Source organism: Verrucomicrobium sp. BvORR034 (assembly GCF_000739635.1).
Lineage (GTDB): Bacteria > Verrucomicrobiota > Verrucomicrobiia > Verrucomicrobiales > Verrucomicrobiaceae > Verrucomicrobium.
In genome coordinates this window covers 59,278-84,238 of the sequence record NZ_BATQ01000113.1, presented here as the reverse complement: position 1 = coordinate 84,238, position 24,961 = coordinate 59,278, and the positions used below count along the sequence as shown (strand labels likewise).

Here is a 24,961-nt window from a genome sequence, read left to right as displayed (position 1 = left end):
GCATGTCGCCGCCGCTATCCTGACTCTGTGGGAGGAGAGGGGCCAGATAGCTCTGCCACCCATTCATCGTATTTATAAGATCCTGTCAGTTCGTCCATTCGAAGCCATGACCCATCATCGTACTTTTTTCCTTCTTCCGTTCGCCACCGCCTGCGGACTGGCGACCCAGGCTGCCGCCCAGGAGAAGGTCACCTACAATGACCACGTGCGTCCGCTTCTGGAGAACAAGTGTTTCTCCTGCCACAACCCGGACAAGAAGAAGGGCGACCTGGATCTGACCAGCTTTGCAGCGGCCATGACGGGTGGTGGTGGCGGTCCGGTGGTGAACCCTGGCGATGCCGAGGGGAGCAAGCTGATCTCCACGACCAAAAAGACGGCTGAACCTTTCATGCCGCCAGAAGGTGCTCCTCTGAGCGCGGCAGAAATTGAAGTGCTCACCAAATGGGTCAATGGCGGGGTGCTGGAGACTGCATCAAGCATCGCCAAAAAGGGCGCTCCGAAGAGCAACCTCTCCATGGTGGTGGCCAAGGCTGGCAAGCCGGAAGGCCCGTTGCCCATGCCGGAAAACGTACTGCTGGAGCCCGTGGCAACTGCACCGCGCACCACGGCCATCACTGCGATGGCGGCCAATCCCTGGGCGCCGCTTGTCGCCATCAGTGGTTTGAAGCAGGCACTGGTCTATGACACCAACACGCAGGTGCTTGCCGGCGTCTATCCTTACCCGGAAGGCTACATCCGCTCCTTGAAGTTCAGCCAGAACGGCGCGCTTCTCATCGCCGGCGGCGGACGTGGGGGCAAGATGGGCAATGCGGTCGTCTGGGACGTCAAGAGCGGCAAACGGGTGGCGGAAGCCGGCAAGGAGTTTGATGCGGTGATGAGCGCAGACATCAGTGCCAATCAGGCGATGATTGCGATCGGCAGCCCGTCCAAGAAGGTGAAGGTGTACAACACCTCCACGGGTGAAGAACTCTATGTAAACAAGAAGCACACCGAGTGGGTGCTCGCGGTAGGCTTCAGCCCTGATGGTATCCTTCTGGCCAGTGGTGACCGCAATGGCAACGTGATGGTGACCGAGGCGGCCACCGGGGGTGAGTTCTACCAGCTCGACGGACACAAGGCGGCCTGCACAGGTGTGGCTTGGCGGTCAGACTCCAACGTTCTGGCCTCCAGTGGCGAGGACGGCAAGATCAACACCTATGAGATGGAGAACGGCAAGCTCGTGAAGAGCTGGGATGCTCACGCAGGCGGAGTCCTGGCCGTGGCATTCGCTCCGGATGGTGCCCTTATTTCCTCGGGTCGCGATGGCTTGATCAAGGTCTGGGACATCAACGGGACCAAAAAGGGAGAGTCAAAGAAGCAGGCCGACATCGTCACGGAAGTGGCTGGCTTGTTCGACAGCAAGACGGTGGTGTCAGGTGACTGGAAGGGCGACGTCCGCCTCTGGAGTGCCGACAAGTTCGAGGAAAAAGGACTGCTTTCCAGCAATCCTCCGCCCATCGCCCAGCGCATCGCGGAAAGCGAGCGCTACGCCACTGAGCTGGTCTCCAAGGTGCCCGGAGTGGAAGGCGAGGTGAAGCAGGCTGAAGAGGCGGTGAAGGCGAAGGAAGCCCAGATTGCCGCCCTGCGGAAGCAGGTGGAGGACACCGGTGCCCAGCGCAACCAGCTTGATGCCGAGATCAAGAACCTGCCCAACACGCTGGCCACTCTGGAGAAAGCCGTTGCAGACGCCCGGTCCAAGCGTCAGGCCCAGACGGACCTGATCAAGAAGCATGAGCAGCTGGTCGCCCAGCAGAAAGAGATCGAGGGACAGCTTGCCAAACTCAATGGGGAGAAGGCAAAGCTGACGGCCCCTGAGCAGGCACTCCAGGTGGCGGAGCTCGACAAGAAGATCGCTGAGGCCAGCGGGAAGCTTGAGGGGGTGAAGAAGGAAACTGCCAACGCACCACAGCCGCTGGTTGAATTCGAAAATGCGGTCAAAGTGGCGCAAGATCAGGTCGCTGCGTTGAACACCGGCAAACCCGCCAAACTCAAGGCATTTGAGGATGCCAAGAAGGCCCTCGAAACGCTGCCCAAATCCATCACGGATGTTGAGAAACAACTGGGAGACAGCCGCAATGCTCTGGCTGGGACTCAGGAAAAACTGAAGGCCTTGCGTGATCAGCTGGCCGTGTATCAGAAGCTTCCCTCCATGCTGCGTGCCGCCCAGTTCAACGTGAACGTTTTGGCAGAGCGTGAAAAGCTGGAGAAGATGGAGGCCGACTTCGTGGGCTACCAGGAGGCTCTCAAGGACAGCGAAGCCGCCAAGGTAGCAGCAGCCGAGCGCATCGAGCTGAGCAAGAAGTCCATTGCTGAAGCCACGGCCGCGTTGCCTGAAGTGGAAGCCGCGCTTGCGAAGGTGAGCGGAGAGCTGCCTGGTGTGGAGAAGCTTGTGGAGCCTGCCAAGGCCCAGGAAGCTCAGCTGCTTGCCCAAGTGGAAGAGCAGAAGAAAGCGCAGGGGATGAAGGAAGCCGAGCTCAAAGCTTTGGAACAGGAAAAGGCCAATCGGGTGGCAGCCGCTCAGAAGGCGGTGACCGACATCAACAACCAGATCGCCGTGCTGGCCAAGCAACGGACCGAAGTCAATGCCAAGCTGGATGCCCCTGGCAAAGCGGCTCAGGCCAAAAAGGAAGCCCTGGCAAAGGTAGAGGCTGAATTCAATGCTGCCAAAGCTGCTCGCGAGGCGGCGGCCGGTGCGGAAGCCAAGCGTGCTGCAGAGGTCAAAGACAAGGAAGGCGCCCTGGCCAAGGTCAATGATCGGCTGGTCGCTGCAGACAAAGCTGTCCAATCAGCCAAGGCTGCGAAGGAAGAGGCTGGCAAGGTCTTGAGCGGAGCACAAGCGGCTCAGGGGACCAAAGAGAAGGAACTGGCTGCTGCGCCTGCTGAGCAAAAAGAAGTCGCTCAGAAGGCCTTTGACGATGCCAAGGCAGCCGCTGCGGCAGCCGAGAAGAAGGCAGCGGAAACGACCACTCAACTCGCAGCCGCGGAGCAAGCCCAGCAGGCGGTGAAGGGCGAGGTGGCAACAGCCGCAGGGCCTCTGGATGCCATCAAGAAGCTGCTGGGTGAAAGCCAGGCAGCAGTCAAGCAATCAGGTGCGCAGGTCGAGAAGCTCGAGAAAGCGGTCACCCAAGCCAAAGGCGAGTTTGAGGCTGCCGACAAAGCCGCTGCGCCCTTGCGCAATCAACAGCAGAACTTGAACAACCAGATTGCTGCCCAACAGAAGACTTTGGCAGAGAAGCAGGCCGAGCCCGGTGAAGCCGACAAAGAACTGGCAGCGAAGTCGCAACCTGTGCAGACCGCGCTCGCTCAAATCAAGACCGCTCTGGATCCGCTGGAGAAGCAGCTTGCCGAGGTGCGGGGGCGCATCGCCGCAGACATGAAAACGGTGGAGGCCAAACGTCTGGAAGTTTCCAAAGCCAACATCGAAGTGGACGGCACCAAGAAACGGCAGGCCGACGGCCAGAAAACCATTGAGAACTCCACCAAGGAAATCGCCGACAAAGAAAAAGCCGTGGTGGAAATCAAAGGGGAACTAGCCAAGCTGGAACCTCAGTTGCCCACCCAACGCGACAAAGTGAAGCAGATGACCGAGCAGTATCTGGCCATGCTGCCGAAGTAGCTGGGAAGGTCGTATTCCACGGTTTCATACATCGCATACTGGAAGTTGGTGCCTGCCAAAGGACCCTTGGATGCGAAAGGCAGTAGAAGCTTCCAACACCCCATTCCCAACGTGGGCTCGCTGTAAGCTCGCCACGTTGGACTTATGGCCGCATCCTCATCGAGGAAGAGCTTCGACAGAGTCGGTCCCTTGGGGGGACGCCCCAAATGCGCTCGGGGTGGCCGCCAAAGGAACCGGCTCTGCCTCAGTCCGCAGTTAATCCCTGAAAGGGATTTGTAGCACAGCCCAGTGGTTGGACGAGCCTTAAGCGAGTCAACCCTGGGTACCTCCGTGGAGGATGATCAGGTGGGAAGGCCGACAGCATCCGCCTTCTCCCCAACGCCATCAACACCTCCACGTCGCTCGAATGCGATGTCGCACGAATGTTTGATATTGCAACGTCGCGAGGCCACCCGCTAACCGACGTTTCCGGCAAGATGCCGAAAACAGTACGCAAGATGGCGTGCGCTCCCCTGGCTTCTCCGGCACAGCTCACTTTGAAAAATCGCCAGACGGCGTTTCGCCCCGGGAGCCTTGGCAGAACAGACCAACCGCCGCGCTGTGGGGGCGCCAAGGAACCAATTCAATGGAACCTCTTCCTCGTAGAGGGGATACGGCTTCAAACCCAACGTTGACGAGCTTCCAGCGAGTCTACGTTGGGTGGGTGAGGATACAGAGCTACTCCGAAGGAGTTTTGGCGGTCTGGCTGCCGCGGCTCCCAAGCCACTTGGGCACTTCCTCGAACCTCACACCTTGCCTGTCCTGCGGCGGCGGCAACCCAGGCAGGCCATGGCCATCATGAGCAGCGCTCCGGTGGTCGGCTCCGGGGTGACCGTCACCTGGATGGCATTGATGGCTGAAAACGTATTGGTGGAGGTATTGGCATCGGTGGTTCGGATCATGAGCGAGGATCCGGTGAGTGTGAGATCAGCCGCATTCAGATAGCGGTGCAGCACAAAGCCTTGAGACTGGAGGCCGAATTCTTGGCTCTTGGTGGTGTTGGTATCCCACCCATTCGTCGTAGCTATTGTCCCGTCGGCATTCAACACGCGAAATCCTGTCCACGTCGAACCTCCATCAAGTGAGTAGTCGAAGAACCCGAGGGCGCTGCCGCTGTTGCGAGAGGCGAGGAGATCGATGGATACGATATCTCCTGCAGTAAGGCCTCCAAACGTGAGCGTGTAGGATGCCGCTGTGGTTGTGGAGTTGTTTGTGAAGAAGTTGTCGCCAGCGGCTCCATTGGCACCCGCCGAAACCACCCATGACGGCAGGTTGACCACTCCAGACTGATTGGGATCAAAGACGGCCGTACCAAAGTTGGCAGTATTGTCCGTGATAGTCCCCGTGACGCTGAAGGTGACGGAACTGGATTGCCCGGTAGAATTTAAGATCGTGGCGCCGGTGATGTTGGCGGGAGCCGCATAGGTATTCCACGTCTGACCCGAAGGGAGGGGGGACCCGGCATTCTCATTGAGGTCGATCAGAAAGACCGTAGCGCTGGCATTGAGGGTACAAAGGCACCACAAGCCGAGGGCCAGAAGGGAAGGGGAGATGCGGCTGGCAGGGCGGATCATGACTGGCGAACGGGAACTAAAATTCGCGATCCACAAAAATGACAGCTGGGAGCCGCATCGTAAATCATTTTTGGGTGCCGAAAGCACCCTATGGCGGCATCCGGCAGCCGCTTGCTCCCTGTGAAACAAGAAAAGCGTCAATCCGCAGTTGCTGGCGAGGCGTATTTCATCAGGCGCATGGCGGACAGCTTCCAACTGAATCTCGGTTTGCTGCTGGAAAAGGCGTGAGCTCTGTGGTCAGGCCCGGTATACTACTGATCTCCCAGATCACGACAGCCTGATTAGAACCCATATTGGCAGGCCGCCCTGACCATTATCATCTACCCTATGAAATCGAAATTTGCACTCGTGCTTGCGGCCTTGGCCGGACTCACTTTGGCTCCTTGCATGATGGGAGCGACCATCAAAGAGGAAATGGTCAAGATCGTCGGTCAAGTGCAGCAGAAGGCCGCAGCCGGCAAGTCCTCTGCTGAGGATCTCAAGGCGGAGATCGAAGCCTTTGACGCTCTGCTGGCGCAGCACAAGGACGAAAAGACGGACGAGGTGGCCAATGTGGCCATGATGAAGGCGATGCTTTACGCTCAGATCATCGAAGACGAGGCCACTGCGATCAAGTTGCTGGGGCAGGTAAAGGCCGACTACCCGGAAACCAAGCCGGGCCAGCAAGTGGACAAGGTGCTGGCGGCAATTGAGCGGGGCAAGGCCGCGAAGGAGATCAGCAAGAAGCTCGTGGAAGGCGCGGAATTCCCGAACTTTGAAGTGAAAGACCTGGAAGGCAAACCCTTGTCCGTGGCCGGGCTGAAGGGCAAAGTCGTCTTGATCGATTTCTGGGCCACCTGGTGTGGGCCGTGTGTTCATGAGATGCCCAACGTGATCAAGGCCTATGAAAAGTTCCACGACCAGGGCCTGGAGATCATTGGCGTGAGTCTTGATCAAGACCGCGCAGCGCTTGATGCTTTCTTGAAGGAACACAAGATGACATGGCCCCAATACTTCGATGGCAAGGGCTGGGGAAACGAGGTCTCTGGCAAGTACGGCATTCAGGGCATTCCGGCCACCTTCTTGCTGGATCGTGAAGGGAAGATCGCGGGCAAAGACCTCCGCGGCGAAGAGCTCGCGGCAGCGATCGAAAAGGAGATCGGCAAGAAGTAGAGCTGGGTCGCAGAGCAGGTGAATTTGAGCTGAGATCGGGGGCCCGGTCTCAGCTTTTTATTGTGCTCCGGGAGTTTGATTCGATCTGTCCTCAAAGACTTCGAACTTCCCGTCGTGGTACAGGAAGAGTTTCTGAGTCAGGCGATAGGATCCATTTTTCGAGAAGATATCAGCAACGACTTTTCGCAGTCTGGCGATGCCTTCCGGGTCCTCTCTGCCAGTGATCATGAGCACGTCGCGGGCTGGAATGGCGAAGACGAGTTCGCCGTTCACTTTCAGGCCGGGGTCTTTCCAGACAAAGTCCAACAGGAGGAGACTGGCTTCAAAAGTGCCGCCGGCAGTGAGCATGTACACGCCGTTTTCGCCGTGGCGTTTGATCTCGGGAATCAGGCGCTCAAGGTTTTCACAGGCGAGTTCGCGGAGATTCCACGTTTCCATGCCAGCCTCTGCAAGGTCGCTGAGGGAAAGGTAGCGAATGTTGTTTTCCGTGTCCTCAGCGTAGAGGATGACCAGCTCGTCGTTGAGTCCTTCAATGATGTGCTCTGGAGCCTCGCCGTTCCCATAGGAGGCGAGGGCCTGACGGGTTTCCTCGATCCAGGCACGGTCTTTGACGATGGGGATGATGCGGGTGGGGTCCAGCTTTTTGTCCTGGAGATCGAGTGAATCCAGGCTGCAGAGGATGAACCTTTCGAAAACGGTGGCTTTGTCTGACGGGTCTTGTTTGTACACGTCGTAGGCATTGTACAGAAAGCTGCTCACCGCAGATTTTCCCTCCCGGGAAACTCTGAGTTCCAGGTCCTGTACCACTTCCACCATCAGTTCGGCACGAGTTTCCTGCAGTGTCTTGACGAACTCCTGGGTGAATTCCGCTGGAGTCAAGAGGGTTGACTTTGAAGGCGAGGAGAAGAGTTTGGCGAACAGACGCTTAAACATTGGGGGGCGGGTGCTGGTACTACTTTTTCCAGTCCACACTGTTGATCGCGCGGATGACTCCCTGCGAATCAAAGAGCAGTTCGAAGTCATAGATGTGGGTGAATTCCGACTTCGGTATTCCCATGTAGAGGCGGTAGCCGTATTCGACGGGAGCTGCCGGCTCTGCGAAAGAATCTGCACCGCTTGCCTTGATGATCTGGTAGGTGATGTCCCCGTGGGCGAGCAGGCTTGGGTAGTTGAAAACGGAGGTGCCCACCCTGAGGAGTTTGCGCAACTTGGGGATGACCTCACGGACCTTGGCCAAACTCTCGTCGGCAGCCCTGAGCTCCTCTGGACTGACGTTGTTCCCCTTACCTTTGGTCAGCGCGATGTAACGCCATACCGTGGCCTGGGAGGGCGGCAGTTGGTCGAGCAGAGCCTTTACGTCTCGGGATTCTTCTTCAGAAACTGTGGTAAGGGCGGGGTCGGCCGCTCTGATGACCGGCGCTTGGTGAAGAAGAAGAGCAAAGACGATCAGTGGTAAGGCGAGCTTCATGGGGGAGGTTTTTTTGGGGTGGGGCGGCAGCAAATGCCGATGATGCCTTTTACCACAGAGGCTGTCGTAGTGCCGAGTAAGAAGTTTGTAAGACGAAGCAACTACACGACGCTTTCGGCGTTGAAAATCCTTTCTGCGTTGGGAGAGAGAAGGGCAGTTCTACTCCAAAGGAGTTGAGGCGGTCTGCTTGGTTGCGGCACCTCTGCACTTACTCCTCGAACCTGTTGAGATGAGTGGGGTGGTGGCGGGGAGCATGGTCCTTGCTGTGGAGGGACACTTTCTCTGGCACACGTACTCCACAAACAGGCGAAAGCGACGCTTCACGCACGCACAGCGACTGCGTCGTCAGGCTTTGGGCGTCTTCTGGAACTAGGCTGATGGCCAAGCAATGTCAGGCAAAATTGGGTCGCTTGATCCTGGCGACGAAAAATCCTACGAAGACTCCGAAGCTGATCGCAGAGACGAGGGCAAACTCTGGGGAGGCAGGGTTCGGTGGGGTGTCGAAGAAAGTGAAAGCGGCCATTGCGACTGGAGACCAGAGCCAGGTCAGCAGGCTGCCTGCGGGAACCGTTGTGCCGCCGGTCTCGGCGAAGGTGATCATCCCGTCCACGATGTGCACTCCTGCCATGAACAAACAACCCAGAAGGTTGAGCGCAGATCCAATCAGGCATGCCCCGAATGAGAAAGAGCCCGGATTGGCCCGCTGCAGTTCCTGCTCCTCCTGCAGCTCATCTGAAGTGTCGATCAAGGGGTGACCCGACAGGGAAGTAGGAAGAAGGGCGTTCCAAAAATCTGCCCCGTTCGCGGCGGCAATCCAGTCATCGTTCTCACGGTGTTCGCAGAGTCCGACGGCGGCGAACTCGTCAATGTCTTCAGCAGCTTTTGTAACACCCATCAGCTGTAGGGCGCTGGAAATGGGGCCGCGGAACGCGACGGTGGGTTTCATGATGCAGTAGCCATTCTGATACACCGTGGCGCTCTGCTCGCCGAAGCCACCCACATAAGTCGTCTCGATCCACGCGACGGTTCCCTTTTGCGAGAGCTCGCTGAGCGTATCCTTGATTCCAGAGCACAGGTAGATCATTTCGTCATCGTGGACGCAGGGATCGGGGAAGAGGTCATCCAGATGCTCGTCACTCAGAGGGAGAAAGACCAGGTCATTCTTCTGAAGAGGCGTGGGCCGGTGCAATTCGTGCGCAGCGGCGTATTCAGCGACGAGCCCGGACGGTCCGATGATCCCGAAAATAGAGTGTCCCATAAAATGAAAGGGGAGGTTCTACTGCCTGATAGTGTGTGGCACAGGATGGATGCTTGCAAAGACTCGCAAAAACAGAGCGCCTTGCCAAGCAAAATTCGAGTGCAACCCTGAGGCTGGATGCCTTGCCGGGTGTTTTCATCGATTATCTTTTCGTGGGAGCGAGCCTGCCCGTATGCCCGTCCACACTGACGTCCCTGGATGTAGGCGCGGCGTATGCCGCTCCGGTGAAGGCGTCTTGCACGTAGTAGTATCGATTGTCGGCATAGGGGTGCCCAACCGGTTTTACAGGAAGGACTCCATCCTTTCGAACGGGGGCGAAGGCCTGTGTTGGCGGTCAATGGGAGGAATCTGAGTTTCATCGGTATTGTTTACTTTCCAACGTTTGCGCCATGTGTTTGCAAATCACGCGACGCGGGATTAGGAACTGCGCGCCTCGACCCCATACTCAAATCATGAAGTTCATTTCTATTCTGCTCTGCGCCGGCATTGTTCAACTTCCCTTGTTCTCACAAGTGTTTGTTCAAGGTGATCTCCCGATGCCCGCCTTGCCAAAGGAAAACCTGCCGCCGGAATTAGCGGAAAGTCGGGCATTCGTTGTGCGGCTTGAGCGGGAGCTGGCCTACGTGAGCGACCGATACCCCGCCTTGGCCAAAGAGGTGGAGTTGGCGAACACAGCATGGAATGCATCTCCGTTCTATGCGGCTACACGATCCGTCGAAAAGGTCATCATTGACGTGCAAGGGGACAGGGGGCGACAGTCAATGCAGGAGATGGATAAGTTGATAGAGAACGAGTCCGAGAATGCCCATCAAGGCACGACCATCGTTGACGCTAGAAAGTTCCTAGGCCGGCTGGCTGAGCAGGCCAAGGGCGACATCGAGGGCGACATGGTGCGCGGTCAATTGCTTTCGCACTACAAGCCGTTCCTGGAAAATCCAGAAAAGGAGATGTCGCAGGGCTACGTGAAACAGGTCCTTCACACAGAAAAAAATCGGGCCGCGTGTGAAGTTTAACATCCCCATAAGCTGGAAACAGGGTCAGATGCCCGACCCGCAAATGATGGTGTTTCGTAGCAACTACGGTTATGGGGACCTTTGGATGACGGTCAGCGTTCTCCTTTCAATAAAAACCGTTGTTGACCCCATACCCATGGATCAGGACGAGGCGTATCTGCTCTTCACCGAAGAGTTCCTTCGCGCGGACTATAAGAAGTTTGGCATTGGCATCGAGCTGACTTCATTCACCAAGACAAAACTGAATGGAATGCCGGTTGCGATTTTTACGCGCCGCCAGCCTTACGAGCAAGCCGGCATCAAATCGATCCGCGCCGCCCAAGCTCTCCGGGTCTTCTCAGGTAGCTACAAAATCAATTTTCAGATTAATACCTTGGATCCTGATGGTAAGTCCACAGCGGAAGACCGCATCAAGGAGGTCGAACCTTTGTTCAAGCTGATTGGCTCCTCACTCCGAATAGGGAAGTGAGTGTTGAGAGCGGACGGTTCGCCCGACCGAGTCCTATCTTCCTCCCGGTCTTCTTCCGGCGCCCTTTGACAGCCGCGAGAGCACAACAGAAAAAGGCGCGCCCTTGTGGGGCGCGCCTTCACAGAATTGAGATGTTGAAGAAGAGCCTTACTTCTCAGCAAACTGGGCGTCGAAGATGATCTTCGAGGTGGGGAAGTCCAGGGCCTTGACGAAGGCGGCGGACTCGGTGGCGCCGAACTCGCGATCCATGCCGCCGTCTTCCCACTCGATGCTGAGAGGGCCAGCGTACTGGATGTCGTTGAGGGCGCGGATGATCTTCTCGAAGTTGATGTCGCCACGACCCACAGACTTGAAGTCCCAGTAGCGGTTGGGGCGGTGGAAGTCCACGTGACCGCCGAAGACGCCGGTGTCGTTGCTCAGATCCCAGGCCACGTCCTTCATGTGAGCGTGGAAGATGCGGTCGCTGAACTTGTAGAGGAACTTCACATAATCCACCCCTTGGTAGCCGAAGTGGGAGGGGTCGTAGTTGAAGCCGAAAGCTGGGTGGTAGTTCACCGCCTGAAGGGCACGCTCTGCGCTTGCGATGTCGAAGGCGATTTCGGTTGGGTGCACTTCAAGAGCGAATTTGATGCCCAGCTTCTGGAACTCATCAAGAATGGGAGTGAAGCGCTTGGCGAAATCCTTGTAGCCGTTTTCGATCTGGCTCGGCAGGTTCGGGGGGAAGCTGTACACGAGGTGCCAGATGCTGCTGCCGGTGAAACCGTTGACCACGCTGACGCCGAAGCGCTTGGCAGCGTGTGCAGTCTTGATCAACTCCTCTGCGGCACGCTGACGCACGCCTTCAGGATCGCCGTCACCATAAATGTAGTCGGGGAGGATCTGCTTGTGACGTTCGTCGATGTTGTCGCAGACAGCCTGACCCACGAGGTGGGCGGAGATGGCAAAGCACTTGAGGCCAGCCTTCTCAATGAGCGCGCGTTTGGCATCGCAGTAAGCCTGGTCAGCCTTGGCGACTTCGAAGTGGTCACCCCAGCAACCAAGTTCCACGCCATCGTAGCCAAAGGTCTTGACCTTGCCGAGCAGAGTTTCCAGAGGGATGTCGGCCCACTGGCCGGTGAAGAGAGTGACGGGTCTGGCCATAATCAGTGTCTTGTAAAGAAGCGTTCAGATTTGGTACTTTCGAGCCAGCGATGCTGTCATGGGGCTGCCGGGTTGGCAAAGGAAAAGGGGCTGGGAGATGCGGGAAATCAACCCGGAAACGGCGGACGAATGCCAAAAGCTGGCAGTCGGACGATAAAACTCCACACTCGCCAAAACGGCTACGCCAGGACGGGCGTGACCACCTTGCCTGCGACATCGGTCAGCCGGAAGTCGCGTCCCTGGAAGCGGAAGGTGAAGCGCTCGTGATCAATGCCCAGCAGGTGCAGCATGGTGGCATGCAGATCGTGGACGTGGACTGGATCCTTGGCCACACCAAAGCCCAGTTCATCCGTTTCACCGTAGCTCACGCCGGGCTTCACGCCACCGCCCGCCAGCCAGGAACTGAAGCAATCCCGGTGATGCTCGCGTCCGTACTCCATCTGCGACCCGGTGCCACGAAGCCGACCCTGGGAGTAGCAGGTGCGACCGAACTCCGAGGTGAAGACCACGAGTGTGTCCTCCAGCATCCCTTGGTTCTTCAAGTCCTGGAGGAGGCCTGCGGCTGGCTGGTCCACCCGGCTCGACAGCCCTTTGAAGTCCCGCAGAATATTGCCATGCATGTCCCAGCCGGGTTGGTAGAGCTGGATGTATCGCACGCCACGCTGGGCCAGACGACGGGCGAGGAGGCAGTTGGCCGCGAAGGTGCCGGGGGTGGAGACTTCCGGTCCGTACAGGGCCTTCACGGTTTCCGGCTCCTGGGTCAGATCGGTGACCTCTGGCACAGAGGTCTGCATGCGGAAGGCCATTTCATACTGCTCCAAGCGCGCCTGGAGAGCGGCCTCGGGAGCATCGCTCTGCGCCTGAAGTTCCTGCAGGGCACGGATGGCGCGGCGGTTGTTGGCCTCACTGACACCGGCAGGATTGCTCAGGAAGAGCACGGGATCCTTGGCGGCCCGGAGTTGCACCCCCTGGTTCTGAGTGGGCAGGAATCCGCTGTCCCAGAGCCGGGTGGAGAGCGGCTGATCCACGGCTCCCTTGGTGATGAGCACGACGAAGGAAGGCAGGTTGTCGTTCAGACTGCCCAGGCCATAGCTGAGCCATGCGCCCATGCTGGGACGTCCCGGGAGTTGGGCTCCCGTGCTCATAAAGGTCATCGCCGGATCATGATTGACGGCGTCTGAGTGCATGGACTTGATGAAGCACATGTCGTCCGCCATCGTGGCCAGATGAGGAAAGGCGTCACTGAGCCAGGCTCCGGATTTGCCGTGCTGCTGGAAGGGGATCCAGGAGCCAACCAAAGGAAACTTGGCCTGATTGCCCGACATGCCCAGCAGGACGGAGCGGCCTTTCTTAAAGGAGTCCGGCAGTTCCTGACCGACGCGCTCATTCAGGAGCGGCTTGTGGTCAAAAGTCTCCAGATGCGTCATGCCCCCGCTCATGAAGAGACAAATCACCCGCTTTGCCCGAGGGGCAAAATGCGGAAGGCCGGAGATGCCGGGGCGGACTGTGCCAAGGGGGCGTGCTGAACCTGTTTCCTCTGCCAGCAGATCTGCAAAAGCCATTCCGCCCATGCCCAAGGCCGTGCGCGCCAGCATCTGACGGCGGTTGAGAGGACGGGATGCTGAGGTCATGTTCGGGGAAAGAGGGTTGGCGGGAGGATGGTTCATTCCTTTAACAAAGCCTCCTCGCTGCCAAGCAACACGCGGATCACCATGGTCGTGGCGGCGACTTCCGCACCGGGCAGATCGAGATTCGCCGGATGCTCACCATTCTTCTGGCGCAGAGCTTCCGCGTCCTGCGGAGCCTGACTGTAGTGGAGCTGTTCCTCCTCCAGCAGTTTGAGAAGCACAGCGGTCTCACCGGGGCGGGGATTGCGACTGGTGACGAGCCGGAAGGCCTCAGTGACCTGGGCGGTTCGATCCTGCGGATGGGCTTTGATGAGGCGTTCCGCCAGGGCGCGGGCAGCCTCGACGAACTCCGGGGCATTCATCATGGCCAGGGACTGCATGGGGGTGCTGGTCGTCTCCCGCCGTGTGAGGCAGAACTCACGGCTGGGCGCGTCAAAGATCGTCATGGTGGGCGGCGGCAGAGTGCGCTTCCAGAAGGTGTACAGGCTGCGTCGCCAGAGAGCCTCTCCGTGACTCTGCTTATAAGTCATCTGGACCCCGGAGTCTTCGTACAGATTGTCGGGCAAATAGGGGCGTACGGGAGGGCCTCCCATGGTCGGTGCGAGCAGACCGCTGATGGCGAGCGCATTGTCCCGGATCATCTCCGCGGCGAGCCGGTGGCGCGGGCCGCGGGCCAGGAGACGATTGTCAGGGTCATCTTTCAGCACCTGGGGATCTAGCGGCGTGGAAGACTGCCGGTAGGCGGAGGAGAGCACGAGCATGCGGCACAGTCGCTTCACATCCCAACCCTGGTCCATGAAATCCGTTGCCAGCCAGTCCAGAAGCTCCGGGTGGGTGGGCAGTTCGCCCTGGATGCCAAAATCCTCCGTGGTGCCGACAATGCCGCGCCCGAAGAACACCTGCCAGATGCGGTTGACCGCCACGCGGGCGGTGAGCGGGTTCCGTCTGTCCACATACCAGCGGGCGAGGCCCAGACGGTTGCGGGAAACTCTGCGGGCAACGCAGAATACTGGCGGGGGTTTCAGGAAACACCTGGTCCCCGGGCTGGTCGAACTGTCCTCGCGCCAGCACATAGGTGGGGCGGCGTGGCTCCATCTCACGCATGACCATGATCTCCCTGGCCTGATTCACCAGATTGTCCTGGGCGGTGCGCAGATCGTGCAGCTTCTTCAGCGCCGCCTGGCCCTGCGGATCCTGGTCCCTCAGCCAGGCTTCATACCCGGCATCAGGTGCGGGAGTGGCATCTGGGGCCCGGCCCACAAACGGATGCGTCAGACCATACCAGATGCCGGCCAGGAAACCGCGTTCCTCCTGTTTCTTGGGTGGCTGGGGAGGTAGGGCCAACAGGGCGGCTTCATTGGGAGAGAGCGTCTTGTCGAAGATCTTGAAATCGTCGAACGTGGCGTTCTTGATGATCTTGTCGTTGGGGCGATAGCCAATCGAGAGGGCGACATCTTCTTCATCGATGTTGTCCTGGAGCCGGACGGCATCGTAGTCGCCCCATTCGGGCCGGTACACGATGTCACGGTACAGGTGATCTGACATGACCTCCGCCTCGACTGCTTGGCCATTGATGAAGAGGCGCAGCCCTGTTGAGCGGCTGGAGCCGTCATAGCTGGCAATGACATGCGTCCAAGCCTTCAGCGGGATGGCCGCCTTGGAACGAATCCGGATGGAGTTACCGGGCGCGTAGTGACTTAGTGAAAACTCGGGATGGAGTTCATTGAGGAGCAGTTCGTAGCCGCGGCTCGCGGCGTCCAGACCACTGCGGGTGCGATGGATGACCACGGCACGACTTTGCGATTCCTCCGGACGGATCCAGAGGGCGATCGAAAACGGATCCGAGCGGCGGAACACGCCGACATGGGGAAACCTGGCTCCATTGTCATCCTCGAACCTCAAGCCGAGTCCGCGGACTCCTTCGCTGGGTTCGATGGATTGACGCGCCACGCCGGTGTTCTTGTCCGGGTGCAGGGTGTCGGAGAAGATCTTGCGCTGGCCGCGTTTCTTCTCGCCCACGCTTTCGAACTCGTAGTGTGCCACCGGGGCTGCCGGAGGTGGGTTTCCATGATCTTCCACCCAGGCGTGGTAGCGTCCACGGCTGCTGCTTTGAAGGGCGTCCCATGCAGCTTCCGCCTGCTTGATCTCCTGCAGCATCTGCAGATTGCGCTCCTCGTCCGCCGGACTCATGAGCAGCAGGCCCGGAGCGGGGATGCCGGCTGTCTGGCGGGGGAAAAGCCCCAACTCAGAGATGTTGTTGAAGAACGCCGCCATCTGGTAGTACTCCCGTTGGGTGAGGGGATCGTACTTGTGGTCGTGACAGCGGGCGCACTCCAGGGTCAGCCCCAGGATGGCGGTCGAGTTGGTCTTGATCCGGTCCGCCACATGTTCCTGGCGAAACTCATCCTCGTTGCTGCCCGCCTCGTTCGACTGCGGCACGAGACGGTTGAAGGTGGTGGCCAGCACCTCAGCAGTTTTCGGGCGGGCGGATAGCTGATCGCCTGCCGTCTGCTGGACGATAAACTGGTCATACGGCAGGTTGTCGTTGAAGGCCTGGATGACCCAGTCCCGGTACGGCCAGACGATGCTTTCGGCATCCTCGTGGCGCCCGTACGAGTCAGCGTAGCGGGCGGCATCCAGCCAGTCGGAAGCCATCCTCTCCCCATAGCGCTGGCTGGCGAGGAGGCGGTCCACCACTGCCTCATAAGCCTGAGGGGAGGTGTCGGCCAGGAAGGCATCCATTTCTGGCAGGGTGGGTGGCAGGCCGGTGAGGTCGAAAGTGACCCTCCGCAGCCAGCGCTCCCGCGAGGCGGGCAGAGCGGGCTGGTGTCCTTTGACACGCAGGTGATCCAGGACAAAGGCATCCACCGGACCGGTAACTGGAAAGGTCTCTATAATCTTCGCATCTGCAGCCTTCGGCTGGGGGACGGCGGGAGATTTCGGTGGGGTAAAGGACCAGTGTCGCTCGTAGGGGGCCCCTTCCGCGATCCATTGCTTCAGCACTTCACGCTGAGGGCCGTCAATGGTCTTGTGGGAGTCTGGCGGCGGCATCACCTCATCCCCATCGCTGGTAAAGAGCCGCTCAATCAGAGAGCTCGCCTCCGGTTTGCCGGGGACAATCGCTCCGTCTTTGAGAGCGTCTTCACGCACATCGAGACGAAGGTCCCCCTTGCGCTGCTTTTCATCCGGCCCGTGGCACTGGTAGCAACTGCCCGCCAAGATAGGCTGCACCTGAAAATTGAAGCTGACGGGACTGCCGCTTGCGCCTTGAACGGAGCCCCCTACCAAGGTCGCGGCGAGCGCGAACCACCTCGCCAGGGCGTGAGTGGGTGGAGGCAATCGTTTGGGCATGACAAAGGTCCGGCGGCGCACCCGCCATTTTCGTTTGAGGAGCGAGGGGAGGCAAATGAAGGGGTGCTCATGGACCCCTGGATTTCGCCAGCCATTCGGAGCAAGGATAGGGCAAATGGGGGCTTTCGCAACCTCTGGCGCCTGATCCGGAAAACAGTAAAGGCACCGTCTGGAGAGACGGTGCCTTCAAGGAGAGGCAGATGCCGTGGCAGCTCGCCGCCTGAACTAGGCGTTAATCGAGGTCCAGGCTGCGTTGTTCTGGGAAGAACCGACCACCGCCTCGATGAACGCCATGCCACGCACGCCGTCTTCGATTTTTGGGTAGTCGAGCACCAGGGGATCTGGTGTGGTGCCTTCCAGCTCCGCGCGGATGTGGGCGGCGAAGTTGCGGTAAATGTTGGCGAAGGCCTCAAGGTAGCCTTCTGGGTGGGCAGGCGGCGTGCGGCCAGCGGCCAGAGCGGCTTTGCCGAGGTAACCGTTGGCGGTGCGATAGACCTGCATCGGCTGGTCGATCCACTTCAACAGGAGCGTGTTCGGCTCCCTTTGATGCCATTCCAGGCCGCCTTTTTCACCATACACGCGGATGTTGAGGTTGTTCTCCTCACCCACGCTGATCTGGGAGGCGTGCAGCACGCCCTTGGCCCCATTGTCGAAGCGGAGCAGCACGTTGCCATCGTCATCGAGGGCGCGGCCTTCTACGAAGCTGGTGATGTCTGCGGCGAGTTCCTTGATCTGCAGTCCGGTGATGTACTCGGCCAGGTTCTCGGCATGGGTGCCAATGTCGCCGATGCAGCCCGCCGCGCCGGAGCGCTTGGGATCGGTGCGCCACTCGGCTTGCTTTTGGCCGGAGGCCTCAATGCGGGTGGCCAGCCACCCCTGCGGGTACTCGACCACCACCTTGCGAATCTTGCCCAGCTTCCCGTCGTGGACCATCTCGCGGGCCTGCTTCACCATGGGGTAGCCCGTGTAGTTGTGGGTCAGACCGTAGAGGCGGCCGGACTTTTTGACGATCTCTGCCAGAGCCTTGGCCTCTTCCAGGGTGAGGGTGGCGGGCTTGTCCGAAAGCACGTGGAAGCCAGCTTCCAGGGCGGCCTTCGCCGGGGGGAAGTGCATGTGGTTTGGCGTCACGATGGAGACAAAGTCCATGCGCTCGCCTTCCGGAAGGGCGGCCTCCTTCTGGATCATCTCCTCGAAGCTGCCGTAGCAACGATCTGCAGGGAGGAAGAAATCACTGCCCGAATCTTTGGACTTCTGGGGGTCGGAAGAGAAGGCACCGCAGACCAGCTCAATCTGGCCGTCAATGTTGGCTGCGATGCGGTGGACGCCGCCGATGAAGGCGCCGCGACCGCCACCGACCATGCCGTAACGAATTTTTCTGCTCATGGGTGGGTAAATAGTGTGTGAGGTGAGAGAGGGAATAGGGAAGAGGGGCAAGGGATAGGGGTCAAGCGAAAAGGCGCGATCTCGCGGGGATTGAGCGACTTCCGCGAGGGGGGATCTACTTTTGCCTTTTCCCTTAACCCTTATCCCTGTATTTGGAGCCATGCTCTCCCTCCGAGGCCTGACCAAGCGCTACGGCGTTCAAACAGCAGTGGATCATCTGTCGCTCGAAGTTCCGGCGGGTCAGATCGTCGGTCTGCTGGGGCCAAACGGGGCGGGGAAGACCACGACGCTGCGGATGGTGACAGGATTGCTCAAGCCGGATGAAGGCACGGCGCTCATCGCAGGGCGTGACATCACGCTGGAGCCCGTGGAGGCGAAGCGGGCGCTGGGGTTCGTGCCTGATTCGGGAGCGGTGTACGAGTCTCTCACCGGCATGGAGTACCTCCTGATGGTGGCTTCCCTGTATGGGATCGAGGAAAGCGCCGCAGTGGAGCGGGTGGCACGATTTATCGAGTTCTTTGAGCTGGGCATGGATACGCTGGAGAGAAAATTGCTGGGAGCCTACTCCAAAGGCATGCGGAGGAAGGTGGTGATCACCGCCGCTCTGTTGCATCAACCCAAGGTGGTGTTCCTGGATGAGCCGCTCGACGGACTGGATGCCAATGCTGCAGTGGGATTCAAGGCGCTGCTGGAGACCCTGGCCCGCGAGGGCAAAACGATTGTGTACAGCTCGCACATCCTGGATGTGGTGGAGCGGGTGTGCCACCGGGTGGCCATCATTCACCAGGGGCGGCTCTTGGTGGATGGCGCACCGGAGAACCTGATCCGGGAGCATGCAGCGGCCAGTTTGGAGCAGCTCTTCACTCGTCTGACGGGCGCGTACGATCACGAACAGCGGGCTGAATCGTTTGCCCGGTCCCTGCGTTCATGAAGACATCTGCAAGCCAGAGCAACGGAAAGGTCTTGCGGCGCCTCTTTTGGACCCTGTTCTTTCGAGGACGTGCCACCTCCCGAAAGCGAGGCGAGGAAGGCACCGTGAACCGGCACAGCATGCTGGGAACGCTGGGGTTCTATCTGCTGGTGGGATTCGCACCCTGCCTGGCCATCAACCGGGTCGATACCCTCACGTTTTCCGTGATGCTGCATGGAGCCACCCTTTTCCTCGTGGTGATGCACCTGGTGGCGACGGCGGGCAGCGTGTTGTTCAACCGGGAGGAGTCTGAGATACTCCTGCACCGCCCCGTGACGGCCAAGGAACTGCTCCATGCCAAAACCAGTGTGCTGTGTGGGGTGACGGCGATCATGGCCCTGGCCCTGAATCTTCCCGGCATGGTGGCCGGGCTATGGTTGAGGGATGCCCATTGGTGGTTTCCTCTAGCCCATCTGGTCTCGTTGGGCGGCATGATTGGCTTTTGCGCTGGAGCTCTGGTGGTGGTGTATCAGGTATGTTTGCGATGGTTCGGCCGGGATCGGCTGGACAACATCATGACCACGTTTCAGACGCTCCTCACGGTGGTGTTGGTGATGGGGAGCCAGTCGTTCCGCCTGCTGGGGGAGGTGAATCTGGAGGAACTGCGTCACGCGTGGTGGTTGCTGTTCCTGCCGCCCACCTGGTTTGGGGCGCTGGATGCCGTTCTCGCTGCGCATCAATCCGAGATGTGGATGATGGTCGCAGCCGGAGTGGGTGTGCTTGCAACCCTGCTGGTGGGGTGGCTCGGCATGCATCGGCTTGCTGCCAGCTATGGGGAGGGGCTCGCGATGCTCAATGAACAAGCGTCGCCCGAAGTGAAGTCAACAGGCAAGGCGTGGTGGATCCGTCGCATGGTCGGCACTCTTCCACTCCGGCAATGGCTGGCCCACCCGGTGGAACGCAGCAGCTTCATTCTCACGGCGGCCTACATGTTCCGGGATCGGGAGACAAAGCTGCGTTTATACCCTGGCATCGCCCAGGTTTTGGCATTGTCCCTGGTGTTTCTCCTGGCGGGGCGGGCAGGTCGCGGGGGCGGGGTGGACGTGGCTCTGGCGGGAATTTACATGGGCTGGCTGCCGCTGATGGCCATGCAGATGCTGGCGTACAGCGAAAACTGGCGGGCGGCGGAGCTGTTTCAGTCTTCACCGGAAGGACGCTGGCAACCCTTGTTTCATGGGGCGAGGAAAGCGGTCCTGGTCCTGCTGGCCATGCCGTTGATTGCCCTGCTCTTGACGGTCGTGCTCGCCACCCATGGTATCAGCAAGTGGTTGCTGCTTCTGTTGCCCAACGTGGTGATGCTGCCCGTGTGGTCCCTTGTTCCGGGCTTGCTGAACGAATGGCGTCCGTTTGCCACCCCGTATGATGCCAAGGATCAAGCCCGGTGGGGGTGCCTCACGATGATGGTGGTGATGGGCGTTTCCTCTGCCGTAGCCATGGCCGGGTGGGGCGCGATGAAGATGGGGATGTTTCCCTTGGCACTGGGGGGCCAGGTGGTGGTCGTTGGGCTGATCTATCTGGTCCTCGTTCGGAGAATTGATGGCTTGAGCAAACAAAGGGACAGCCAACCGGAGCCTGACATCCGTTGAAAGACGTGTTGACTGGCCCTACCCCCTCTCTTTCCGATTTGCGCACATGCCTTCCGCTTTGACATTTTCCCTCTGTGGCGTCCGGCTGGGGATCGATGTTCATCATGTGCGGGAGGTGCTGCCCTGCGTGCGCCTTGTGCATCCTCCGGAGACCCCGCATGTGCTGCGTGGGTTCCTCAACTTGCGTGGTGAGATGGTGCCCGTCCTTCGGCTGGAAAGTGTGCTGCAACTGGCCTTGCAGAACGCGGGGTGGGATCCAGAGGAACAGCTTCAGTCACGCATCGTCGTGGCCCGGTTGGGAGATCTGCACGTGGCCTGGCTGGCAGACGAGGGCGTGGAGCTCTTGCGCTACGAGGCCGCTCAGACCGTGCGGCTTCCGGCGGATCATGTGCTCAACAACTGCGCAGACCGGGTCGTTGCCCGTCCGGCTCCCGAGATGTCGATCGTGCTGCTCAGCCCCTCCAAGGTGCTGCTGGAAGGTGAAAATCTCCGGCTGCGGCAGTTGACGACTCGTGAGAAGCTTCGTCAGGAGGCTTTTGAATTGGCGGAACAGGAGGCATGAGCACAGTGGAACCCATGGCGGATTCCGGGGTGCCCAGCCTGCTCAGCGATCCGGAGTTTCAAAAACTGAAGGAGTGGATCATCGCCACTACCGGCCTGTCCTACTATGACGACAAGGATCGCGACCTCGCCACGGCCGTAGGACGTTGCCAGCAGCTGGAAGGCCTGCCAGCACGGGAGGTTCTCGATGTCTTGACTAGCAGGCCAGACCCAGCTCTGGACCGGTTGGTGGAAGAGCTGACCATTGGGGAAACATTCTTCTTCCGACATCTGGAGATGTTCCATGCCTTGCGAGATCACGTGCTGCCGGATCTCATCCAGAGGCGTTCTGCCCTCAGGTCCATTCGCATCTGGAGTGCGGGCTGTTCCGTTGGAGCGGAGCCCTACTCGCTGGCGATCCTGCTGCATGATTTGCTGGGGGATGCGGCACAGGACTGGTCATTCAAGATCGTGGCGACGGACATCAATCGTCGATTCCTCGCGCTCGCCCGTACAGGTGTCTATGACAACTGGGCGCTCAGAGGGATGGAGCCGGCCTTGCTCCAGCGCACCTTCCACCGGATTGGAGCCCGCTGGCGCATCAACGACCTTTATCGGGAGGCGGTGACCTTTCGTCATCACAACCTGGTCCAAGACAAGTTTCCGTCGATCGAACACGAGCTGAGCGGCCTTGACCTCGTCATCTGCCGCAACGTCATTATCTACTTTGACACCGCGACCAATCGGCGGCTTGCGGATCAGTTCTACCGCAGTCTCGTGCCGGGCGGATGGCTGGCTGTCGGGCATGCAGAGCCTCATACGGAGATCTTCCGCGCCTTCCAGACCGTCAATGCGCCAGGGGCGGTGCTGTATCAGAGGGCCGCCGATGGGGACGGGCGCAAGGTTTCTTCCACCGCTGCATCAGCTGCCGTGTGCCACACTCCGGCAAAACCTGCTCTTCCAGCAAATGCGCAGATGCAATTGCCTCCGAAGAAAGCCGAGGCTGCGAAGTGGGTTGAGACCAGGAGGGCCACTCCGGAGCCGGCCCTTTTGTCAAAGGCTGTGGCAGCAGGGGTGCCGGAGATTGAGGAAATATCCAAGCTCGCAGACAGTGGTGACCTGCTTTCTGCCCGGAAGATGGCGGAGGGCCTTGTTGCCGCACAACCCCTTCATGAAGGGGCGCACTTCCAACTAGGGCTGGTATTGTTTCAGCAGGGAGAATGGGTGAAGGCCCGCCATGCATTGAAGCGTAGCCTCTACCTGCGCCGGGATTTGGCTGTCGCGCACTACTATCTGGGGCTGGTGCAGCTCAGTTTGGGGGAGCCCGCAGGCCGGAGTTTCCAGAATGCACGCCGGTTGATCTCCCGCCAGGATGGCATGACGGTGCTCCCTTGGGGAGATGGATTGACCGCCGCTGAATTGCGCGCCCTCTTGCAACCTTACCATGGAGGCACCTTGACACATGAAGCCTGAGACAGAACGAATCGATTGGGAGCTGGTAAGGCTACGCATGAAAGATGCGGAGGCTACCCTGCAACGGGCTTTTGAGCCAGGGACGGAGGAGCGGGAAGCCGTATTGCTGCGCCGAGCTGCCGCTTTGGCGGAAAAAAAGGAAGCAGGGCGGCCAAACCATGAGCACACCCAGCAAGTGCTCCTCTTGCGCGTGGGGGAATCGGTGATTGGCCTGGACGCGTCCCAGGTCTCCCAGATCATCAGCTTCCAGCATTGGGCTGCCGTGCCGGACGCTCATGACGCCCTCCTGGGCGTTGTGAATGTGCGGAGTGAACTGGTTAGTCTCTGCAGCCCTTATCCGTATCTCAAGACGACTGGGGGTGATGTCTCCGAATTTGTGCGTGGAGCGGTGCTCCGCCATCCCTCACTTCGTCTGGCACTGGGCTGTCACGAGGTGCTGGGGTTTGTCCGTCTGGCACCTGAAGAAATCAAAGAAAACAACGTATTTGAGGCGGCCGGAAGGCTGGGGGTCCTCCTGGACGCGAATGTTATTCTTGAACCCTTTTACAGTCTTGTTCCCGCCTAGAACGTCTCCAGTTTCCCATCCATCCCATTGTTCATGAATTCCTCTCCCAACGTCTGGCGTGATCTCAAGGTCGGCACCAAACTCACTCTCATCCCGCTATTTTTCCTCGGGGCCCTGGCCACGATCCTCTACTTCACGGTCAGTACGCTGGACAGCCAGCGGGACAAATTTCTCGTCCTTGAGCTGGTAGGGCGTCAGCGGACTTTGCAGCAGCAGCATTTCTCCACGGCCTTGCTTCTCATGGAGAAGCGCGCTACCCGGGAAAAACTGGACTATGTGCGGAAGGTCTGGGTGGGTACCCAGGAAGGGCTGCTCAATGGTGGAGAGGTGATTGAGCGCCTCAATCGACCAGAGACGGTGAGGGTGCCGGCTGCGCCTGAAGGCACTGTGCGCGACAACATGCTGAAGCAGGCCCAGCTCATTACAGTATCTATCGATGACACGGACCGGCTGGTCGCCATGGAAAAAACGTCTCCCGACTTCGCGCCGCTCCTGACAAGTCTGTTGCAGCGGGAGACGGAGATTCAGGATCTCGGCATCGTCATCAACAAGGGATACACGCAACTGCTGCAGGAGCAGTCACAGGAGCTGGTGACGAAGGAAGTGCTCATCACGGTGTTTGTGGGCACTCTGGGCTTCCTGATAAGCTGGCTGGTGGCCACGAGCATCACAGGTCCGCTTCAGCGTCTGGTCATCTTGGCGGACAATGTCTCCCGTGGCAATCTGCGCACGGAGAAAGCGGCGATTGCGAGTCGCAATGAGCTGGGGCAGCTGGGGGACGCCTTTGACAACATGGTGGACAATCTCAAAGATTTGAGCGGCCAGATTCTTGGGGTTACGGGAAATATCAACTCCGCTGCCGCGGAGATCCTTGCCTCCACCCAGCAGCAGGCCTCCAGCACCAAGGAGCAGGCGGCGACGGTGCAGGAGGTCTCAGCCACGATGCAGGAAATCACGCAGTCCGGCGCCGAGATCGCTGACAAGGCCAGGCAGGTGGCCGCCAGTGCAGAAGCCACGTCCGCTGCCAGCCAGTCTGGCGTAGGGGCCGTGCAGGCAACCACCAGGCTCATGGAGGGCATCCGTCAGCAGGTGGAGGATGTGGCGGTGAAGATTGTGGGGCTGAGTGAGCGGATGCAGGCCATTGGCGACATCATCAGCACCGTGAATGAAATCTCGGATCAGTCCAACCTCCTGGCTCTCAACGCCAGCATTGAGGCGGCCAGCGCGGGTGAGCACGGCACACGATTTGCCGTGGTGGCAGGCGAGATGCGCAATCTCGCCCAGCGGGCCAAGGAGAGCACGGTGCAGGTGGGGGGCATCCTGGGAGAGATCCAGCGGGGTATCAACAGCACGGTGATGCTCACGGAGGAAGCGGTGAAGCGCTCTGATTCCGGAAGGCAGCAGGCCCAGGTGACGGAGCAGACCATTCACCAGATGACGGAGACGACGGTGGAAAGTGTGCACGCCTTCCAGCAGATCATCGGTGCCACCAGTCAGCAGCAGATTGGCTTTGATCAGGTGACCCAGGGGATGCGCGACATCCGCCAAGCGGCGGAGCAGACTGCAATAGGGACCGCCCAGCTGGAGAAGGCGCTGGGTAATCTCAACGAACTCAGCATCCAGCTCCGCATGGCTGTCGGCAAGTACCAGCTGTAGATGTTTCCGCCGTCGACCTCATCCAGTTCCGAAATCTGAAA

19 protein-coding genes and 1 pseudogene are annotated in these 24,961 nt (G+C 59.4%); 11 read left to right on the top strand and 9 right to left on the bottom strand.

Going from position 1 to position 24,961, the window contains the following annotated elements; all coding sequences use genetic code 11:
* The first annotated feature begins 106 nt into the window (after positions 1-106).
* Positions 107-3,655: a c-type cytochrome domain-containing protein gene (locus BV034_RS18930; protein ID WP_050028559.1), complete on the top strand. Its 3,549-nt coding sequence runs from the start codon at positions 107-109 to the stop codon at positions 3,653-3,655.
* A gap of 785 nt (positions 3,656-4,440) precedes the next feature.
* Here the strand turns inward: BV034_RS18930 and BV034_RS18925 are convergent.
* Positions 4,441-5,268, bottom strand: coding sequence for a PEP-CTERM sorting domain-containing protein (locus tag BV034_RS18925; RefSeq protein WP_050028558.1), 828 nt, complete (start codon positions 5,266-5,268; stop codon positions 4,441-4,443).
* A gap of 90 nt (positions 5,269-5,358) precedes the next feature.
* Between BV034_RS18925 and BV034_RS36175 the strand changes: the two genes are divergently transcribed.
* Together BV034_RS36175 and BV034_RS18920 are read left to right on the top strand one after the other, a co-directional pair.
* The gene (locus BV034_RS36175) at positions 5,359-5,496 is read left to right on the top strand and encodes a hypothetical protein (RefSeq protein ID WP_265593178.1); all 138 of its coding nucleotides are present in this window, start codon (positions 5,359-5,361) and stop codon (positions 5,494-5,496) included.
* A gap of 99 nt (positions 5,497-5,595) precedes the next feature.
* Complete coding sequence (locus tag BV034_RS18920) at positions 5,596-6,420, top strand: redoxin domain-containing protein (RefSeq protein WP_050028557.1); 825 nt, start codon at positions 5,596-5,598, stop codon at positions 6,418-6,420.
* A 57-nt stretch (positions 6,421-6,477) separates the two neighbouring features.
* Here BV034_RS18920 and BV034_RS18915 read toward each other — a convergent pair whose 3' ends face one another.
* From BV034_RS18915 to BV034_RS18905, 3 genes are all read right to left on the bottom strand, one after another.
* A complete protein-coding gene (locus BV034_RS18915) occupies positions 6,478-7,299 on the bottom strand; it encodes a DUF1444 family protein (protein WP_265593177.1) in 822 nt (273 codons plus the stop codon).
* A 73-nt stretch (positions 7,300-7,372) separates the two neighbouring features.
* Positions 7,373-7,888 carry a hypothetical protein gene (locus BV034_RS18910; protein WP_050028555.1) on the bottom strand — a complete coding sequence of 172 codons (516 nt, stop codon included), beginning with the start codon at positions 7,886-7,888 and terminating at the stop codon, positions 7,373-7,375.
* A gap of 391 nt (positions 7,889-8,279) precedes the next feature.
* Positions 8,280-9,146, bottom strand: a complete 867-nt coding sequence (locus tag BV034_RS18905; protein ID WP_050028554.1) for a hypothetical protein — start codon at positions 9,144-9,146, stop codon at positions 8,280-8,282.
* Positions 9,147-9,598: 452 nt separating this feature from the next.
* Here BV034_RS18905 and BV034_RS18900 point away from each other — a divergent pair, with 452 nt between their 5' ends.
* The gene (locus tag BV034_RS18900) at positions 9,599-10,159 is read left to right on the top strand and encodes a hypothetical protein (protein ID WP_050028553.1); all 561 of its coding nucleotides are present in this window, start codon (positions 9,599-9,601) and stop codon (positions 10,157-10,159) included.
* Between the two features lie 28 nt (positions 10,160-10,187).
* Positions 10,188-10,628: a hypothetical protein gene (locus BV034_RS18895; RefSeq protein WP_265593176.1), complete on the top strand. Its 441-nt coding sequence runs from the start codon at positions 10,188-10,190 to the stop codon at positions 10,626-10,628.
* Between the two features lie 147 nt (positions 10,629-10,775).
* On the opposite strand, the gene BV034_RS18890 is transcribed toward BV034_RS18895, so the two are convergent.
* From BV034_RS18890 to BV034_RS18870, 5 genes and pseudogenes are all read right to left on the bottom strand, one after another.
* Complete coding sequence (locus BV034_RS18890; RefSeq protein ID WP_050028551.1) at positions 10,776-11,768, bottom strand: sugar phosphate isomerase/epimerase; 993 nt, start codon at positions 11,766-11,768, stop codon at positions 10,776-10,778.
* Positions 11,769-11,947: 179 nt separating this feature from the next.
* A complete protein-coding gene (locus BV034_RS18885) occupies positions 11,948-13,399 on the bottom strand; it encodes a DUF1501 domain-containing protein (RefSeq protein ID WP_081887931.1) in 1,452 nt (483 codons plus the stop codon).
* A gap of 32 nt (positions 13,400-13,431) precedes the next feature.
* Positions 13,432-14,469 carry a DUF1553 domain-containing protein gene (locus tag BV034_RS18880; RefSeq protein WP_265593175.1) on the bottom strand — a complete coding sequence of 346 codons (1,038 nt, stop codon included), beginning with the start codon at positions 14,467-14,469 and terminating at the stop codon, positions 13,432-13,434.
* Between the two features lie 523 nt (positions 14,470-14,992).
* Positions 14,993-16,747 (bottom strand): annotated as a pseudogene (locus BV034_RS18875) (DUF1549 domain-containing protein); the annotation flags it as partial.
* Between the two features lie 225 nt (positions 16,748-16,972).
* A complete protein-coding gene (locus BV034_RS18870; RefSeq protein WP_050028547.1) occupies positions 16,973-18,130 on the bottom strand; it encodes a Gfo/Idh/MocA family oxidoreductase in 1,158 nt (385 codons plus the stop codon).
* Positions 18,131-18,290: 160 nt separating this feature from the next.
* On the opposite strand from BV034_RS18870, the gene BV034_RS18865 reads away from it, so the two are divergent.
* Genes BV034_RS18865 through BV034_RS18840 form a run of 6 tightly spaced genes read left to right on the top strand, consistent with a single transcriptional unit; the run spans position 18,291 to position 24,920 of the window.
* Entirely contained in the window at positions 18,291-19,061 is a 771-nt protein-coding gene (locus BV034_RS18865; RefSeq protein ID WP_050028546.1) for an ABC transporter ATP-binding protein, read from the top strand.
* Entirely contained in the window at positions 19,058-20,686 is a 1,629-nt protein-coding gene (locus BV034_RS18860; protein WP_050028545.1) for a hypothetical protein, read from the top strand. Before BV034_RS18865 ends, BV034_RS18860 begins: the two co-directional genes overlap by 4 nt.
* Before the next feature lie 46 nt (positions 20,687-20,732).
* Complete coding sequence (locus BV034_RS18855; RefSeq protein WP_050028544.1) at positions 20,733-21,248, top strand: chemotaxis protein CheW; 516 nt, start codon at positions 20,733-20,735, stop codon at positions 21,246-21,248.
* Positions 21,245-22,699: a CheR family methyltransferase gene (locus BV034_RS18850; RefSeq protein ID WP_050028543.1), complete on the top strand. Its 1,455-nt coding sequence runs from the start codon at positions 21,245-21,247 to the stop codon at positions 22,697-22,699. The genes BV034_RS18855 and BV034_RS18850 overlap by 4 nt, the downstream gene beginning before the upstream one ends.
* Complete coding sequence (locus tag BV034_RS18845) at positions 22,689-23,264, top strand: chemotaxis protein CheW (RefSeq protein WP_050028542.1); 576 nt, start codon at positions 22,689-22,691, stop codon at positions 23,262-23,264. The genes BV034_RS18850 and BV034_RS18845 overlap by 11 nt, the downstream gene beginning before the upstream one ends.
* A 33-nt stretch (positions 23,265-23,297) precedes the next feature.
* Entirely contained in the window at positions 23,298-24,920 is a 1,623-nt protein-coding gene (locus BV034_RS18840) for a methyl-accepting chemotaxis protein (protein ID WP_050028541.1), read from the top strand.
* Positions 24,921-24,961: the final 41 nt, after the last annotated feature.